The organism is Heliomarina baculiformis (assembly GCF_019966545.1).
In the GTDB taxonomy this organism is placed as follows: Bacteria; Pseudomonadota; Alphaproteobacteria; order Rhodobacterales; family Rhodobacteraceae; genus Heliomarina; species Heliomarina baculiformis.
The window spans coordinates 1-16,390 of sequence record NZ_JAIMIC010000001.1 but is presented as its reverse complement, the minus strand read 5'-3'; the positions used below and the strand labels follow the sequence as shown (position 1 = coordinate 16,390).

General features: G+C 54.0%; 9 protein-coding genes, 1 tRNA gene and 1 pseudogene. 5 read left to right on the top strand and 6 right to left on the bottom strand.

The window, feature by feature from the left end:
• Positions 1–27: 27 nt before the first annotated feature.
• The 3 genes from MF268_RS00055 (at position 28) to MF268_RS00045 (ending at position 3,725) form a co-directional block, all read left to right on the top strand.
• Positions 28–1,062: a cysteine synthase A gene (locus MF268_RS00055; protein ID WP_238368878.1), complete on the top strand. Its 1,035-nt coding sequence runs from the start codon at positions 28–30 to the stop codon at positions 1,060–1,062.
• 11 nt (positions 1,063–1,073) lie between these two features.
• A complete protein-coding gene (locus MF268_RS00050) occupies positions 1,074–3,485 on the top strand; it encodes a DUF3772 domain-containing protein (protein ID WP_238368877.1) in 2,412 nt (803 codons plus the stop codon).
• Positions 3,486–3,635: 150 nt separating this feature from the next.
• Positions 3,636–3,725: transfer RNA gene (locus MF268_RS00045), tRNA-Ser, on the top strand.
• Between the two features lie 425 nt (positions 3,726–4,150).
• Here MF268_RS00045 and MF268_RS00040 read toward each other — a convergent pair.
• From MF268_RS00040 to MF268_RS00030, 3 genes are all read right to left on the bottom strand, one after another.
• Positions 4,151–5,260: a hypothetical protein gene (locus MF268_RS00040; protein WP_238368876.1), complete on the bottom strand. Its 1,110-nt coding sequence runs from the start codon at positions 5,258–5,260 to the stop codon at positions 4,151–4,153.
• Between the two features lie 353 nt (positions 5,261–5,613).
• Entirely contained in the window at positions 5,614–9,987 is a 4,374-nt protein-coding gene (locus tag MF268_RS00035) for an ATP-binding protein (RefSeq protein ID WP_238368875.1), read from the bottom strand.
• Positions 9,988–10,205: 218 nt separating this feature from the next.
• Positions 10,206–10,963, bottom strand: a protein-coding gene (locus tag MF268_RS00030; RefSeq protein ID WP_238368874.1) for an IS5 family transposase whose coding sequence is annotated in 2 segments (ribosomal slippage) — positions 10,206–10,627 and positions 10,627–10,963 — 759 coding nt in all. Because the reading frame shifts where the segments join, the coding sequence is not laid out codon by codon here.
• 226 nt (positions 10,964–11,189) lie between these two features.
• Between MF268_RS00030 and MF268_RS00025 the strand changes: the two genes are divergently transcribed.
• Together MF268_RS00025 and MF268_RS00020 are read left to right on the top strand one after the other, a co-directional pair.
• Positions 11,190–12,206, top strand: a complete 1,017-nt coding sequence (locus tag MF268_RS00025) for a pentapeptide repeat-containing protein (protein WP_238368873.1) — start codon at positions 11,190–11,192, stop codon at positions 12,204–12,206.
• A gap of 2 nt (positions 12,207–12,208) precedes the next feature.
• On the top strand, positions 12,209–12,988 hold the full coding sequence (locus tag MF268_RS00020) for a hypothetical protein (RefSeq protein ID WP_238368872.1): 780 nt from the start codon (positions 12,209–12,211) through the stop codon (positions 12,986–12,988).
• 412 nt (positions 12,989–13,400) lie between these two features.
• Here the strand turns inward: MF268_RS00020 and MF268_RS00015 are convergent, their stop codons facing one another.
• The 3 genes and pseudogenes from MF268_RS00015 to MF268_RS00005 all read right to left on the bottom strand — a co-directional run bounded on the left by MF268_RS00015 (position 13,401) and on the right by MF268_RS00005 (position 15,606).
• Positions 13,401–13,811, bottom strand: a complete 411-nt coding sequence (locus MF268_RS00015; protein WP_238368871.1) for a hypothetical protein — start codon at positions 13,809–13,811, stop codon at positions 13,401–13,403.
• A pseudogene (locus tag MF268_RS00010) lies at positions 13,808–15,118 on the bottom strand (recombinase family protein). Before MF268_RS00010 ends, MF268_RS00015 begins: the two are co-directional and overlap by 4 nt.
• Positions 15,115–15,606, bottom strand: coding sequence for a DUF2924 domain-containing protein (locus MF268_RS00005; RefSeq protein ID WP_238368870.1), 492 nt, complete (start codon positions 15,604–15,606; stop codon positions 15,115–15,117). Before MF268_RS00005 ends, MF268_RS00010 begins: the two are co-directional and overlap by 4 nt.
• Positions 15,607–16,390 lie beyond the last annotated feature (784 nt).

Below are 16,390 nucleotides of genomic sequence, written 5' to 3'. Positions count from 1 at the left end.
CTTTGCTGAAGATAGGAAAGGAACGCCATGCGTATCTCACGTGATCTGGCAGAAGCCGTAGGAAACACACCCCTGATCCGCCTGCGGAAGGCGAGCGAGGAAACCGGGTGCGAGATATTCGGCAAAGCCGAGTTCCTGAACCCCGGTCAATCGGTCAAAGACCGCGCCGCGCTGTTCATCATTCGTGACGCGATGGCACGCGGGGAGTTGCAGCCGGGTGGCACTATCGTCGAAGGCACGGCCGGGAACACCGGGATCGGGCTGGCGCTGGTCGGCGCCTCGATGGGGTTCAAGACGGTCATCGTGATCCCGGAAACCCAGTCCGAGGAAAAGAAGGATATGCTGCGTCTGGCCGGTGCCGAGCTGGTTCAGGTGCCTGCAGCGCCTTACAAAAATCCAAATAACTACGTGCGTTACTCACAGCGACTGGCCGAAAGGCTTGCACAATCCGAACCAAAAGGCGCGATTTGGGCCAATCAGTTCGACAATACCGCAAACCGGCAGGCACATGTCGAAGGCACCGGTCCCGAGATCTGGGAGCAGACCGACGGCAAGGTCGACGGGTTCATCTGCTCGGTCGGGTCGGGCGGTACGCTGGCCGGGGTCGGCATGGCCCTGCAGCCCAAGGGCGTCAAGATCGGTCTGGCCGATCCGATGGGGTCGGGCGTCTACAGCCTGTATAAGGAGGGCGAGGCCAAGCCCGAGGGCAATTCGATCACCGAAGGCATCGGGCAGGGGCGGATCACCGCCAACCTCGAAGGGTTCCGGCCCGACATGCTTTACCAGATCCCGGATGAAGAGGCGCTGCCATACGTCTTTGACCTGCTGTCCGAGGAAGGGCTTTGCGTCGGCGGATCGAGCGGCATCAACATCGCGGGCGCGGTGCGCATGGCCAAGGATCTGGGGCCGGGCAAGACCATAGTGACGATCCTGTGCGATTATGGGACGCGCTATCAGTCGAAACTGTTCAACCCAGAGTTCCTGACCGAAAAAGGACTGCCGGTGCCGTCGTGGATGGATCGTGCGCCTGCGTCGATCCCCGGCGTCTTTGTGGATAGCTGAGACCTGATCACATGCATTATCGCCTGCTTTCCGCCGTCACCGGTTTCCTGTGTCTGCTTGTCCTAGGTTTTGGCGGCGCGGTTCAGGCGCAGCAGGCCCCCGATTACGATGCCTGGCAGGTTCTGGCCGACCGGGCGGAAAACCTGATTCAGGCTGACCAGGCTTCGGATGAAACGCTGGAGACCCTGCGGTCGCAGCTTGCCGATTGGCGCGAGAAATTTCTGGCTGCCGAGGGGATAAATTCCTCTCGTATCAGCACCTTGCAAAGCCAGATTAATGCGCTTGGCCCGCCCCCCGATGTCGAGAAGGGCGACGCGCCGGAGCCCGGTGAAGTGGCGACGCGGCGCGAGCAACTCAACGATCAGATGGCGCAACTCAAAGCGCCGGTCTTGAATGCGGAAGAGGCCTATAGCCTTGCCAACGGGCTGATCGGCGAGATCGACAATATCATCCGCGAAAGGCGCGCGGACCAGTTGTTGCAGCTTGGGCCAAGTCCGCTGAACCCGGCCCGCTGGGGCGTGGTGGCCGGTGCATTCGGCAGCAATGTTCAGTCACTGGCCGAGGATTCCATCGACAACTGGCGTTCGGAAGATTTCAGGCGCAAGTTCTGGGGCGATCTGCCGGTATCCCTGCTGGTGCTGGTGCTGGGCCTTGTGCTAACCGCGCGCGGACGGTCCTGGGCGACCCGTCTGTCGAACCACCTGCGGCTGGAATCGCGCCGTGGGGCAGGGGTGTTCAGTTTCCTGACCTCGCTTGGGCAGATCATTCTGCCGATGCTTGGCGTGGCGATGGTGACCACCGCGATCAACAACATGGGGCTTCTCGCGCCGATCACCGAGCCCGTGGTCCAGCAGATACCGGCGTGGATTACCCTGATCCTGCTGATGTGGTGGATGGCGGAACAGGTGTTTTCGCGCTCGGATGCGACGGCCACGGTCAAGCTGGAACCGTCAGACCGCAAGCAGGCCCGGTTTCTGAGCGTCGTTTTGGGCGTGATGCTGGCGGCGCATGATTTCATCAGCACGATCAGTGATGTCGGGGAATACACGGATAATACGCGTTACCTTCTCGATTTCCCGATCCTCGTTCTGACCTCGATCGCGATCTTCCGGCTTGGGCAGGTGCTTGCCCATATCCTGCCCAGCGGCAGAACGGAGGAGGGAGATGAGATCGGGTTCCTCGACCGGGTGATCTGGGCGCTGGGGCGCATGGCCATGGCGGTCGGCGTCGTCGCGCCGATCATGGCGGCCATCGGCTACGGCGCAGCGGCGAATGCGCTGGTCTACCCGGCGGTTGGGACGTTGTTCCTTGCCGGTGTCGTCACGATCATTCAGCGGCTGATTTACGACCTTTACTATCTTGCCACTGGGGCCAGCGAGTCCGAGCAGACAGGGCTTGTGCCGGTTCTGGCGGGGTTCCTTGTGGCGGTGCTGGCGCTGCCGCTGCTGGCGCTCATCTGGGGCGCGCGTCTGGCCGACCTGACCGAGGTCTGGGCGAGGTTCCAGGAGGGCTTTGCCATTGGGGACAGCCGGATTTCGCCCACCGATTTCCTGACCTTCGCGGTGGTCTTTACCATCGGCTACATGCTGACCCGGATGCTGCAGGGGGCGCTGCGCAGCTCTATCCTGCCCAAGACCAAGATGGATGCGGGCGGGCAGACGGCGGTGCTGTCGGGGATCGGGTATGTCGGGATCGCCATCGCGGCGCTGGTGGCGATCACCACGGCGGGCATCGACCTCACCGCGCTTGGCTATGTGGCCGGTGCGCTTTCCGTCGGTATCGGTTTCGGTCTTCAGAACATCGTGTCGAATTTCGTCTCAGGCATCATCCTGTTGATCGAACGTCCCATCGGCAAGGGCGACTGGATCGAGGTCAATGGCCAGATGGGCTATGTGCGCGATATCTCGGTGCGTTCGACACGGATCGAGACCTTTGACCGCACGGATGTGATCGTGCCGAACTCGGATTTCATTTCCGGAACGGTGACCAACTTCACGCGGGGCAACACGATTGGCCGGGTGATCGTGCCGGTGGGCGTGGCCTATGGCACCGATACGCGCCGGGTCGAGGAGATCCTGCGCGAGATCGCCAATGACCACCCGATGGTTCTGGCAAATCCCGCGCCCAATATTCTGTTCAAGGGGTTCGGCGCCGACAGTCTCGATTTCGAGATCCGCGCCATCCTGCGCGATGTGAACTGGGTGATGAATGTGCACTCGGAGATGAACCACCATATCGCTGCCCGGTTCGTTGAAGAAGGCATCGAGATTCCCTTTGCCCAGCGGGACGTTTGGCTGCGTAACCCCGAGGCGCTGAACCAGCGCCCCGAGCCGCAGGAAAGCGGGACCGGGGCAGAAGGGACTGGAGCGAACCAGACCCCGGAAGGACCGGAAGAGCCGGACGCCGCTGCGCAGTCTTCCTGAGCCGGTAGCCGGGTGGGGCTGGGGCATTACCTTCGGGCGACCCCATGTCCCTTGCGCGGCGGTGCACGCGAAAGAAAGCGCGGATTGCCCGGAATTTTTACCGATTTCTCCTTGCAATGGGGCAAGTGTTCCGGCAAATACCCGCCCTACGGAGAGGTGGCCGAGTGGTCGAAGGCGCACGCCTGGAAAGTGTGTAGGCGGGAGACCGTCTCCAGGGTTCGAATCCCTGTCTCTCCGCCACTTGCCTCGATGCAAACTTTCTCCAACGCTCAGCGCTTTCGGATTTTTCCCTTGTATTAGAGGGTTATAGAATTTTGGCTGTTGCGTGGTTCGGAGTGAAATTCGGACAAAAGCGTTCTCCGACACCGGAATTCTCTGAAGCTGTTGACTACGCTATTTTGCGACGCTGTTTGCAAGGTATTGGAAACAAGTACTTTTTGATTGGTCTGAACAATGGTTTCGATGTCAGAGTTGTCCGGTCTAAATGACGCTGGCATCTAAATCTTTGGCAGGAGTTCTTGCGGTTAAAAGGGCGGAAAGCGGAAGTTCGCTGTAGTCGCGAGCCCAAAATCATCAACCGTGGAAGCGGACACAACCGTCAACTCTCACTCAAATCACAGGCACACGGGTACGACAAACCGGCGTGAGATTTTTGGCTTTCGTTTTCAAATTTCATCATTAAACACAAATACCTGCCGATCTTTCAGCTCATAGTCGCCGTACTCTTTGTCACGTTTCCAGACTTTTACCTTTAACAACCAACCAAGTTTGAGGTCGTGGGGCCGACCCTCTAAAACGCCTTTAAGATCATTAGATGATGCCTTCACGCACACACCGTTTCGAGTGTGTCCACCGTCCCGTGCATAGTGCGGTGACCAAGAAGAGTGCCAGATCGAGGTTTCAGATGTGAGGGTGCCGTCAACCACTAACTCAAGCGCACCGTTGCGAACGCGTAGATTTTTAGTACCCTCTAAGCAATAGCTCGCCAAAACGGGAATACCTGTGCTGAAATTGTGACCCAGCCAATGTCCGTGTGGAACGGGAAGTATTCCATGGCAAATTGGTACGGCTCGACCAGTTCTACCCTTAAAACTAAAGGCCTCAATTGGTTCGTTCGGCCACACAGTCTCAATCGTTAAATTCGCCCGAGCGTCGCAAAATGCATTAGGCTCAAACAGGCTATCTTTGTCCTTAAGGACAAAATCATCTGTCGCAAGAAATGCGCTAAGCTGAACATGTCCGTAGTTGGCATCGTCAATCTCGAACGGGCTAGTAAAAGAAAGGACTTGTTTATCAGCGCCCCGTATCTTCGCTACAAACCCCTGCACAACTGCTTTTAGATCTACACCATCGTCCAGGCAGTCGTGAGGGAAGTTTTCAAGCCAACTAGGTTTTTCGACAGGCTCAAGATCAAACAGCCCAGAAATCGCGGGGATATGGTCAAAGAGCTCATCCATCGCCCGCTCCTGCGGCATGTTCCATTTGCTGACCGCAAGTGCAAAAGTACGAATATGCGCGGAACGCAAAACTTCAGTCTGCCCCTGTTGATATTGCCCAACTATGCCCGAACGCCTTTCCATTACATCGTCGAAATAATCGGGGTATCTTGTGAAACGCGTTCCTGTACGTTCGCACAAAGTTTCCCATTCAAACGCCCATTGCCTAACGAAAGGTAGGTGAGTTTGATCCTCAAGCTCCTTCAAGCGATGCCAAAACACTGGCGGCACATGCGCGGTTTTGTGTTCCTTAAAATAATTACTTTCGGTGAAGCCCAAGGGTGCTTGTCCTGAGTGTGCTGTAAGCCATCGGCCTATTCCTTTCCCCCACCCGTACATGCGCTCCAGTATGTAATCGGCCAAGATTGAAGGATGACCTATGTGACTTATCAAGGCAGATCTTTCGGGACGCGCGTCCTTTTTCGTTAGAAGGAACAAATTCAAGATTGAGCAAACTTCAGATTCTGTTCTACACGCGTCCAACGTTTCAAAGAGCTGACTAGTCATTCGGTCACGGGTTAACTCATTCTCCAATAAATCTCGGATTTCCCGCCCAGCTTTCCACCTGACCATAGGCACAGGCCAGCTCAGCCGTTGCGTCAGAAACGAAAAAATGTTCAATCCATGGGAGGTCAAGTCAGCCATTTCAGCTCCGGGATTGGCTGGTCCTGAACTTGTAAGGCCAGATCATCAATCAAGGTGTCTACGATAGAGGAGGCAATATCTGTCTGATTAGCGAACAGCAAAAAGCGAACAAGCCGTTTTGCACCCACAGAGAAATCGGTCTCTGCACTGGCATAGCGAGGATTTGGCACTGAACTATCGCGGATAAACTCCAGCCACTTTTGGGGGTAGGTTTCTGCACATACTCGTAGGCGGTGTTCTACTTCCTCGCTTGAAGACCAGTAACTGGCCCATCCATGGCGATAAACCTGGGCAAGCACCAGCCACTTGTATGCTGCTTTCTTTCCCTCAGAAGCCAAGCTCACTTGAAATGCTTCATCCAGCACTTCGTCGGCTTCTGAAGAGTTGCTCTGATCTTCAAAGACATCCCAGATTGACTTAAGCGCTGTCCGAGCCTTCTTTTCAGACTGCCAATGGCGAAGCCAGCGAACCAATTGATCTTTCCGATGCTCATAAGGAAATTCATGGCCGGAAATCGATGAAACTAATCCTGTGAAATCTGCGGCTTCAAATCTACAGGGGTCTTGTGCCAACAGAGCCTTCTCAGCATCGTTAAGAGGAGAATCCGGCGTCTCATAGTTGCGCTCCTTTTTACGAGGGCGACCCCCAAGAAATTTAACTTGCTTGTCAAAAAGAGCTTTGGCCGCTGGCTCGTTATTGGCGCGCTCTTCTAATGAACTCAATTGGATTGGATCGATAAGAGTTCCACATAGAGCGGCAGCTTCAGGGCTTTCTAAATCGATAACTCTGATGAGTTGTTTTAGGCAATCATCCGCGAGGTACCACTCGTCCATCGAGAGGTGGTAGGCATAGAACGTGTGCAGCCAGTAAGGGCACGTTTTTGCAACAACTGATATCAGTTCACTCCGAGCATGGCGGGTTTCGTCACCATCAGTGAACTCTGAAATTTCTGAAACGATAGGAGCGATTCTCTTGATCCAAAGAGCAGTCTTCGAGTCATCCACCTCGTGAACATACTTGACGCAACTAAGGATATCGAAAACGCTCATGTCTTTCCGATACCCGTAACCTAAGAGACATGCGGTTGCCCTTGTCAGTAGTTTTCGCGGTTCTCCAACCTCATTAAGATGAGAAAAAAGTGCCAAGTCGGTCCAGTTATCCGCACGTTCATTAAATTCCGTGACTCGATTTGAAAGATCTGTAGACATATCAAGGAGCACCATTTCAGCAGCATCTTCGCAGAGAATTGGGTGTAAAAGGCCCGCATTTTTATGCATCCAAATATCGTCGTTCCAGTGGACAGATGCTCGCGCAATTTCCAGTTCCTGCTTCACAATTCTAGGATCACTTTTGCCCTTCAACCCCATCAGATGTATGTCCCATGCGATGCTCCAGAGCGCATTTCGAAAGCCGAGATAGTGGACGTGTTGGCTTTCAGCACTCCCTGCGAAACCAACCTCAGGTACATTTGAGGCGGCTAAGAATGCGGCTGAATACTCCCATGGTAAGTCACCTGAAACAAGTTCTATGGCCAACTGTTTTAGGCAATCCAAGGCATCATCAACAAAGGCCAAAGTTCCCCGTTCTAGAGAAGGGTAGAACTGCTTCCAATCGCACTCAGGAGTTAAAGCAAAGTGTAGCGCAGTCCAAAAGTATTCACAAAAAGTGACAGCTAGCCTGCCCCGTTCTGTTGTGCTAGTGCGTTCTTGCATAAAATCTTCTGGAACCACCATAGGATGGGCTTGGTTGGCTACACTTTCGTTCTCGTATGCCGCCCAAGACGTAATGTCTGGAGGCAGACTTCCATAATCCAGATTTAGAAACTCCATTGGATCTGCGCCGATAAATAGGGCTGACCTAAGAATCTTTCGGTCAATCTCTAATCTCAGCTTCTCATGGTTACCGTCCTTAAGGTGTTCGGAGACCTCCACAAGCGCTTCAAGATCGTTAAGTTTACCCAGTTCTTCGACGTAGTGACCAAGGTGAGAGCTTGGGTTTTTGAAACCATTAAGGAATTTCAGAACTTTTGCGACTTCGGGCCTGCCTTGAAAAACTGCAACTTCTAGACAGCGATGCGTCAATGTAACAAAATCACTGCCTGTTTTATGCCTAAGCTGTATCCAAGTGTTGATACGTCTCTCGAATTCTGTTCGGCATGCCTCACGAGTATCAACTTGAGTGGACTGGGGTCCGTATCTTGCAAGTGCGACTAGCTCATCGCTAGAGAGAGAAGACAAGTCGTCTAGCAAGTTAAGCGACTGCTGTTGATTTTTTGATATCGTCAATGCTGTGCTTAGGTATTTTCCAAAATCCTGCGATTGGTACTCCCTCGCATTCATAACTCTTGTCTTTATGGAACGGAGTTTAACAATTGAAGCGAGGTCACCTTTTTCAAAGGTATGCTTTTCAGCGCAAGCAAGGATGTTGGCAATCTGTTGCTCTGGCCATCCCTTTGCCAAAGAGTCTGCTGCCCAGGATAATTCGGCACCGTTAATCAATGGCGAATAGTTGCCACTTGCAGCCTGCGTAAGCCAGAGCCAACCCCACCGCCAGTACTCAGGAGCATTGTTCTCAAGCCATTCAATAATTTTTGGCCGAAGAGCCTGGAATTTATTTTCATGATCGTCGCGGCTACGAAGCCACGCAAAAATACTCTCGTGAAACGGCCTCAGCCCCGAGTTATGGGGCTCTAAGAGAAACTCGACCTCATGAAAATCTCCAATGCAATCTCGTATACCGCTTGCAGGCCAATGGAAACCTGAACCTGCCAGCATGTGAAGTACTTGCTTTGCTGGTGGGGAAATCTTTAACCATAGGCTTTTGTAGTAGCTTCGAATGTCCCCATCAGGGCATGAAGGCAAAGCTTTGACATCCGAGCTGTCGATTGGCTTACCAGAACGAACCAGTGCTTCATAGGCGTAAATCAGATGAAGTGGATGACCACCGCTAATTTCAAATAGCGTTTTGGAAATCTTGCTAATTTCTTCTGTTTCCCGGCCCTCCCACTTCAATGCGAGAGGTCGAGCTCGGTTCTGACCTTTCAACCAATGCCCAACGGCCACCTCACTCATCCTCGGAATCTCGATCCAATCGTCATCAGATGCGTTTAGCAGCAATTTTTGAGGCAATTTGTCGTCAGAGACCCGTTGTGTCCCTACAATCAGCGTTAAGTGTTCCGGCAACGGGAAAACAATGTTGAATAGGTGATCCAGCTGATCAGTGCGACTGGTGTCGCGATAGACGTGATCAAGACCATCGACGACAAGATAGAGACGCTTTCCTTCTGAGCCTAAGCTCTTGGCAACATGGCTCAGGCCGCTACGGAGCTTTTCGGGGTCGTCTTCAAGGCCAGATGTGTGTCGCGGATAGCTGCTCTTGAGTTGATGGATGAGAGAAGCGGCTACATCAGCGAATGATGCTCGGTTAGCGCTGTTCTCTTCTAACGAAAGAAAATAGTGATGACGCACCACAACTTCGCCTTTCGACTGAAGCGATTGAGTTAAGTGGGATAGATAGGTGCTCTTTCCACGTCCTGGCGTTCCCCACAAAACCGTGATTGGCGTCGCGCTTTCTTTGATGCGAGATCGGATTCCGGCGTCGATTCCATCTTCTGGCGGTGTATAGTCGGGGGGGACCAAGAAATTTTGACGAATAGGCTTGGGACGCTTCTTGGAAATCAATCGAACAACATGATCTCTTTGGATACAACCGTCGGGAAAGGGTTCTTTCTTCAAAATTGCCCAACGAGTCACGTTATCCTTGAGCAAGAGCCAACCAGATTGGTCAGTGTCAGTAGGAACCAACTGATCACGGAGTTGCACCTCAAAGTGCTCCAAGTCTGGCATTGCGGAGGTGAATTCAAAATTGGCAAAAAAATCAGCGGCTTCAGCTGGTCCACCACATTCTGCTTCAACGAGTGCTCTCGTCTTCAAGTCTAACTTTTCTAGGAGAACCTTGTTGCTTGCCATACATGCTGCAAGGGTATCTGTAGGCACGCGATTTGTTTTCAATTTGGCACTGTAGATGGGGCCAAAAGCTTTCGCTTTGCGGAAAGACTTTGCCCACTTGTCGAGCATACTTGAACCCTTGCCAGTTTTGCCCAGCAACCAGTCCCAGTCCAAGAAATACTCTTCCGAATTTACCGTAAATTTGACCTGCACATACTCGACGGAGCCATCTTTTCTTAGCGCAACAACATCGTCGAGGGCTTTGGCGTTCTGATCGTCAGATTCAATCTGAACCCACTCAAACAGATTGGGATCTCGGTAGTGCCGGATAAGCATTTCAATCCCAACGAGGTCTTGGTACTCATACCCTGCTCTGGTGATTGCCGTCGGTTTTATTCTTTTATTGGCAGCCACTTCTGAATTCCTTGTTACCCACCTTGAACGTACTCTAGTTCAAGTTTGAGTTGAATGCCTGCTGAGCTTGCACATCTACAAAATGGCGACATGATTGATGAATTGATGTCTGTTCTAGGCTATCGAATGCGTTCAAGACGGTTGACTTGACATGCACACGGCTTTGGTTAGAAACGAACAACGGTACCTACACAATTCTTAACCTCTAGGGTCAGGATTCATAACCAGTAGATGACGACCGCGGCGAGGGCGATGGCTGAGAGGAACACCTTGGGACAGCGATCATAGCGTGTCGCGACACGCCGCCAGTCCTTGAGCCTGCCGAACATGATCTCGATGCGGTTGCGCCATTTGTATCGGCGCTTGTCGTATTTGACGGCCTTCTTGCGCTGCTTTCTACCAGGGATGCAGGCGCGTATCCCCTTGTCTTTCAACGCCTCTCGGAACCAGTCGGCGTCATAGCCGCGATCTCCGAGAAGCCAGTCGACCTTGGGCAGACTGCTCAGTAACGCCCGCGCACCGATGTAGTCGCTGACCTTTCCAGCGGTGACGAACAGGCTGAGCGGTCGCCCTTGGCTGTCGCAGATGGCGTGCAGCTTGGTGTTCATGCCGCCCTTGGTTCGACCGATCAGGCGGCCACGCCCCCTTTTTTCGCGGCCAGGCTGGTCGCAGTGCGGTGGGCTTTCAGATACGTCGCGTCGATCATCACGGTCTTTTCCTCGCCGTGTTCCGCAGCCAGACCGACCATCATCCGGGCGAAGATGCCTTTCTCGCTCCAACGCTTCCACCGGCTGTACAGCGTCTTGTGCGGTCCGTAGGCTTCAGGGGCGTCGCGCCAGCGCAAGCCATTGCGATTGATGAAAATAATCCCGCTCAAGACCCGTCTGTCATCGACCCGAGGCTTGCCGTGGGACTTGGGGAAAAAAGGGGCAAGCTTGGCCATCTGCTCGTTGGTCAGCCAGTACAGGTCGCTCATGTCACCGCTCCGTTTTCCGAGCCGTGAATCACGCAGCGCGTCGAAAATCAATGCATCCTGACCCTAGATCGGGCGCAGGTAAGGAAGGCGAACTTCGCTCAAATTTTGCTCCACGAAACCAACGAACGCTGATGCGACGCAAATTAGAACGGATGGGAAGGAGTGACGAACCTATCGTCGTATGCTATTCTTGAACAGCAACCCTAGATTCTTGAGCGAGCGCGGGATGAAGTTGCCCAAGCTAATGAGATCTCAATTAGATATTCTAAAAGATTTCCCCGCGCGCGCTATACTGATTGTATCCGCCTGTGCCAATGTTGCAGCATTGCTGGGACTCGGACTTTTTATAAGAGTGGAACTGCCGGCAATACGTGAGGCGCGCGTCGTCAACGCAGAAACACTTGAAGAAATCGAAAACGCTTCGATAGCTAGAGCCTGGCAACTCCTCACGACCAAATCGTCAGGTAACTCCGGTAAAATTGAAGCGCTGGAATTTCTGGTGGAACGGGACGTTCCCTTGGCAGGGATAGACTTGTCATGCGACGTGATGGGAGGAAACTGGTTTCCAGAAACCGACTCTTTTGGACCTCCGGGCCTTGGCTTTGATCGTGACCCGAAAAGTGGCCTCTCCTACTGCGAGCGGCCAACATATCTAGAGGGTGTCGATCTCCGTGGTGCCATTCTTCGCTCAGCAAACTTGTCTGGCGTAAATTTGGCAAGATCTGATCTGCGTGAGGTTGATTTCTCAAACGCGAACTTAGAGGGGGCCATATTGACAGAATCGATACTTGACAACTCCATCTTGGAAAAGGCGAATCTAAAAAGTGCGCAGCTGGATTACACCTCCCTTGCAGGCATCAATATGAGAAGAGTAGATGCTTCTGGCGCTACTTTTGCAAACTCTCAAATAAGAAACGCAGACCTTTTTGAAGCAGTATTCGTTGGGGCGTCCTTCAGAAATTCCGAGGTGGTTGCATCTGCCGCAATTAGAGCGAGCTTCAAGTTTTCTCTATTAGCCGGGGCATCATTCGGAGACGTAAACATAAGCTGCGCTGATTTTACTGGATCTACGGGAATCAAGCGTGAAGGAATGTGGTCTTGGGGCAGGTACTACTTGAGGGATGCAAAACCAACTGGCATGCCAGAAGGCAGCTACAGAATCGTCGAATTTAACCTCGACGAAGGTGTAAATTATACGAACCCGGTCGGAGACCGAGAACTCCCACCCTGCGATGAGATTTAGATATGCGAACAATTACGTGCATAGCCGTTTTCCCCTTCGCCGTTTTCCTGTACACTGAACCTTCAGTTTCCGAAGTGAATTCTTTAAGGGTGAGTGATGATCCAAACCGAATAATAATAATGACGATGGAGGAAGCAGTCGAGGACCTCCAAGTCTCTCTAATTGCGCCGGGAGGCACTGCTGTGGACAACAGAACAATTGAGATACTTGGTAGATCAGGCTTGCATATTACACAGCAAGTCAGAACAGATATTTCTACTTTTGAGGACGATATGTCCAGAATAGATGGCTCGTTCATCTTCACTCCTGCCCGAGATTTTCTGCACCCTGAGGCGAGTAGGTTCTTCAAAATGGAACCCGGATTAAACTTTTTTGCAGCCGAAGAGATCATTTCTTTCGATAGCGTTTCTTTAACTCGAAACGGTGAGGCAATAACTAGCGGAGATCGGCTCTATGCCATTGAGGATGAGCCAAAGATTATGATCCTCGTGAATGGTGCGATTGAGTATGGCCTAAGTAGGATATTTGTACCAGATATTGTGCCGCAAGATGTTCGCGAGGCACTCGCGTCGCAATTTCGATCGTCTGATGTTGATTTTGAGAGCATGGAGGTGGTGGATTCCTCTATCCTGTCCGACCTCTTGGAAACAGGAAACGCGATCATATTAATGACTAATATTCTTAGATATGGAGATATGCCCGTTGCGCTGAATTACACTATGAGGTCTTACCTTTTTGATAAAGCTGTTGTTTTTGATAGGGTAGAGATTTTTCGGGAATGACTGGCATTCACCTTGACGCTCGCCGACGGTTAAAGAAAGCTTATGCTACATTTTGGCGAAACCGATAGCGCGATTTCCCGGCTTGGCTCCTATTTGCGAAAGCTGTCATTCGTGAATATTGCAACATCTGTCGAGAAAGAGTTCGCTGTCCACGTTCGAACAATGCGGTCGGACGTGCCGTTTGTGGGGGTTCTACGAGTACATCATACCCGAAGCATTGGTCACTTTAGGCTCGGAGCGGTCTTGCGGCGGCGCAGCACAAACCTCGACCTTGGTCCGCTCCGAAGGTCAGCTTCCACTATTTTTGGACGATGGGATTGTCGCCGCAGCGAAGGTCCGGAATCCGCCCGATGCACCGAATGCTCCACTGCATCTAATCAATTTCTTGACGCGCAGTTTTATAGCAGGCTGCCTATAAATGCGCGGCTTGGTTATCTTCCTCCAGAAACGCCATTTCCTGCTCCTGCCACCCAAGGGGAAACGGTTCAAGCGCGACTGAGAGAGTAAGCCTGTCTGGCCCTTTCCCTTCCAGAACGGCCTCCACGATCTTCGGTGAAAGGAGGGTCATGCGCAGCACCCGGGTCATGTAGGAGAAGGCGATATCCTCGTGATCGGCCAGTTCCTTGATCGTCGTATATTCCCCGGTCTCCAGCATTTTCTTCCATCGGAAGGCGCGGCCCAGCGCCTTGACCAGCGTGTTGTCTGTCAGTTGCGTTCGCGGTGCACCGGCCGGCAGATGCACTTCCTTGCGGCCGCCGCGTTGGGTGATCCGGAACGGGACCTGCAGCGTCACAGTGCTGGGTGAGGAGGTCGGGCGTGTCATGCGGCCTGCCGGATCTTGCCACCTTCCAGCTCGCCCATCAAATCTGACAGACCGTCGATGCGGAGATGGATCTGGAGACCGTCGGTCCCAATGTCGACGCGTTCAATCAGGAGCGCGATGATACGGGCCTGTTCGGCTGGAAAGAGCTCGTCCCAGAGCGGGTCCAGGTGCAACAGTGCCGAGCGGACCTCAGTTTCATCAAATTGGTGGCCCTGCTTTTTTGCTGCTCTCCAAGTGCCGGCGACGATCTCCGGTTGCCGGAACACGGCGCGCAGCTGATTGATGACCGCTGACTCAATCTCGCCAGCGGAGACGCGGCCGACAGGGCAGGCACCAGCGCCGTGTTTCAGGACGGTCTGACTGACGTAGTAGCGATAGAGCCTGTCACCCTTGCGGGTGTGGGTGGGAGAGAAGGCGGCGCCATCGGGACCGAAGAGTACCCCTTTTAGCAGGGCAGGTGTTTCGGCACGGGTCTGGGCAGCGCGCTTGCGCGGGCTTTCCTTCAGGATGGACTGAACCTTGTCCCAGGTCGTTTGATCGATCAGGGCGTCGTGTTCGCCGGGATAGCTCTCTCCTTTGTGCACGGCCTCGCCAATATAGGCCCTGTTGGTCAGGAGTCGGTACAGTTACCCTTTGGAGATCGCAGCACCTTTGCGCGTCTTGACGCCTTGGCTCTTCAACTCGCGCGCCAACTCGGTGGCGGAGCCGATATGGACGAAACGCTCGAAGATATAGCGCACCGTTTCGGCTTCCGCCGTGTCGATCAGTAGTTTGCGGTTTTGCACCTTGTAGCCCAGAGGCGGCACGCCGCCCATCCACATGCCTTTTTTGCGTGAGGCGGCAAACTTGTCGCGGATCCGCTCCGCCGTGATCTCGCGTTCGAACTGCGCAAAGGACAACAGGATGTTCAGCGTCAACCGACCCATTGAGGTGGTTGTGTTGAAGGCCTGCGTCACCGAGACGAAGGTCACGTTGTTTCGGTCGAAGATGTCCACGAGCTTGGCGAAGTCGGCAAGGGACCGGCTGAGACGGTCGATCTTGTAGACCACCACCACGTCGACAAGGCCGTCCTCGATATCCTGAAGCAGGAGCTGCAGGGCAGGGCGGTTGAGCGTGCCGCCAGAGAGACCTCCGTCGTCATAGTGATCGCGCACCGCCACCCAGCCTTCCGACCGTTGGCTCGCGATATAGGCCTCGCAGGCCTCGCGTTGGGCATGTAGCGAGTTGAACTCCTGCTGCAGACCCTCCTCGGAAGACTTGCGGGTGTAGATGGCGCAGCGCAGCTTGCGCAGAACAGGCTGGGTCATGTCGTTGGCCTCTGTGCTCGCGCGGTCATCCGGCTGCCGCTGTTTGCCCTGCGGCTCTTGAGGCCGAAGAAGACCCACCCGTTCCAGCGCGTGCCCGTGATGGCCCGTGCGATGGCCGAGAGGGATTTGTAGGGACGTCCCTGCCAGTCGAAGCCGTCCGATGTGACCGTCACCACATGTTCGGTGCCTTGCCAATCGCGGATCAGCCGGGTGCCGACGATGGGTGTCAGATCCGCACGGAGGCGGCTTTTCCTGCGATCTCCCCCATCGAGCTCTTCGCCAATACGTTCCAGCCGACGGACAGTGTCCGGTTTGAGGCCGCCATAGGCCAGTTCCTGGATCCGGTAGGCAAGTCGGGTTTCCAGGTAGCGTCGGTTGAAGGGCGGGGGGTCACTGTCGAACAGTTCACTCCATTTGGATTTCAGTTCAGCCGTTGGCGTGGTTTTGAGCGCTGCCAGGCGGGCAGGGATATTGTGGACCTTGGTCATGATCGTCTCCTTCCTCTGCCTGTCAGTGCCGCTCGAATTGCGCGGAATGTGTAGTCGAACATTCTCTCTTTCCGGGACCTGTCTCGTCTTTGTCGCTATGGCGGAGGTGCAAACGGATCAGGCCCAGCGCGAGAAGGTGGCACAGTTCCTGCCGACGCTCAGAGGGAGACAGGGCAGATGCAGCCAGTGGGTTGGAGCCGTAGGTCATGTTGCGCGACCTTCAAAGGCCAGCCGACCGGAGCGGCACGCAGATCCTTTCAACAACGAGGCACACCGAAGCCTGCCAGATGCGAGCGCGTACCCAACACGATGGGGTGCGTACCTGCGTACCTGAAGTGCGCACCTGCGCACCCGGGGTGCGCACCCAAAAAAAATCGCTGCAACTGGCGTATTCGGGCGCTTTTGCCCCCCGCATACTGTAACTCCTCGGAAGGACCCAAACAGGGGTTCTAGCACAGGTGCGTGTGTGCCGGTCGCAATCAGGTTTGTCGGAGTACCCATTATTCGTCTCCTCCACTTTGGCTTGACCCAAAGTTCTTCACGGTGTTGCGAAGAACCCGTCGCATTTCATCCGTAAATCCGTCCGAAGCTTCGCGGACGGGCTGCGCGGTGTCGCTTTGAATATTTGCACGAGCTGCATAGTGCTGCGATACCGGCGATATCTTGTCGGCCCTTTGGACCTGTCCCGTTTTTGTGCCGCCCCCGGCGCTCGTTTAGGCCACCTTCCGCTCGAAAGCGACTGGGCTTTTCCAGCCCAGTGCTGAATGGCGGCGGCGCGGATTGT

What these genes read in the sequence shown, in the direction of transcription:
- MF268_RS00020 (WP_238368872.1), top strand. Translation starts at nt 12,209, where the DNA reads ATGCGAACAATTACGTGCATAGCCGTTTTCCCCTTCGCCGTTTTCCTG.
- MF268_RS00005 (WP_238368870.1), bottom strand. Translation starts at nt 15,606, where the DNA reads ATGACCAAGGTCCACAATATCCCTGCCCGCCTGGCAGCGCTCAAAACC.
- MF268_RS00015 (WP_238368871.1), bottom strand. Translation starts at nt 13,811, where the DNA reads ATGACACGCCCGACCTCCTCACCCAGCACTGTGACGCTGCAGGTCCCG.
- MF268_RS00055 (WP_238368878.1), top strand. Translation starts at nt 28, where the DNA reads ATGCGTATCTCACGTGATCTGGCAGAAGCCGTAGGAAACACACCCCTG.
- MF268_RS00050 (WP_238368877.1), top strand. Translation starts at nt 1,074, where the DNA reads ATGCATTATCGCCTGCTTTCCGCCGTCACCGGTTTCCTGTGTCTGCTT.
- MF268_RS00025 (WP_238368873.1), top strand. Translation starts at nt 11,190, where the DNA reads ATGAAGTTGCCCAAGCTAATGAGATCTCAATTAGATATTCTAAAAGAT.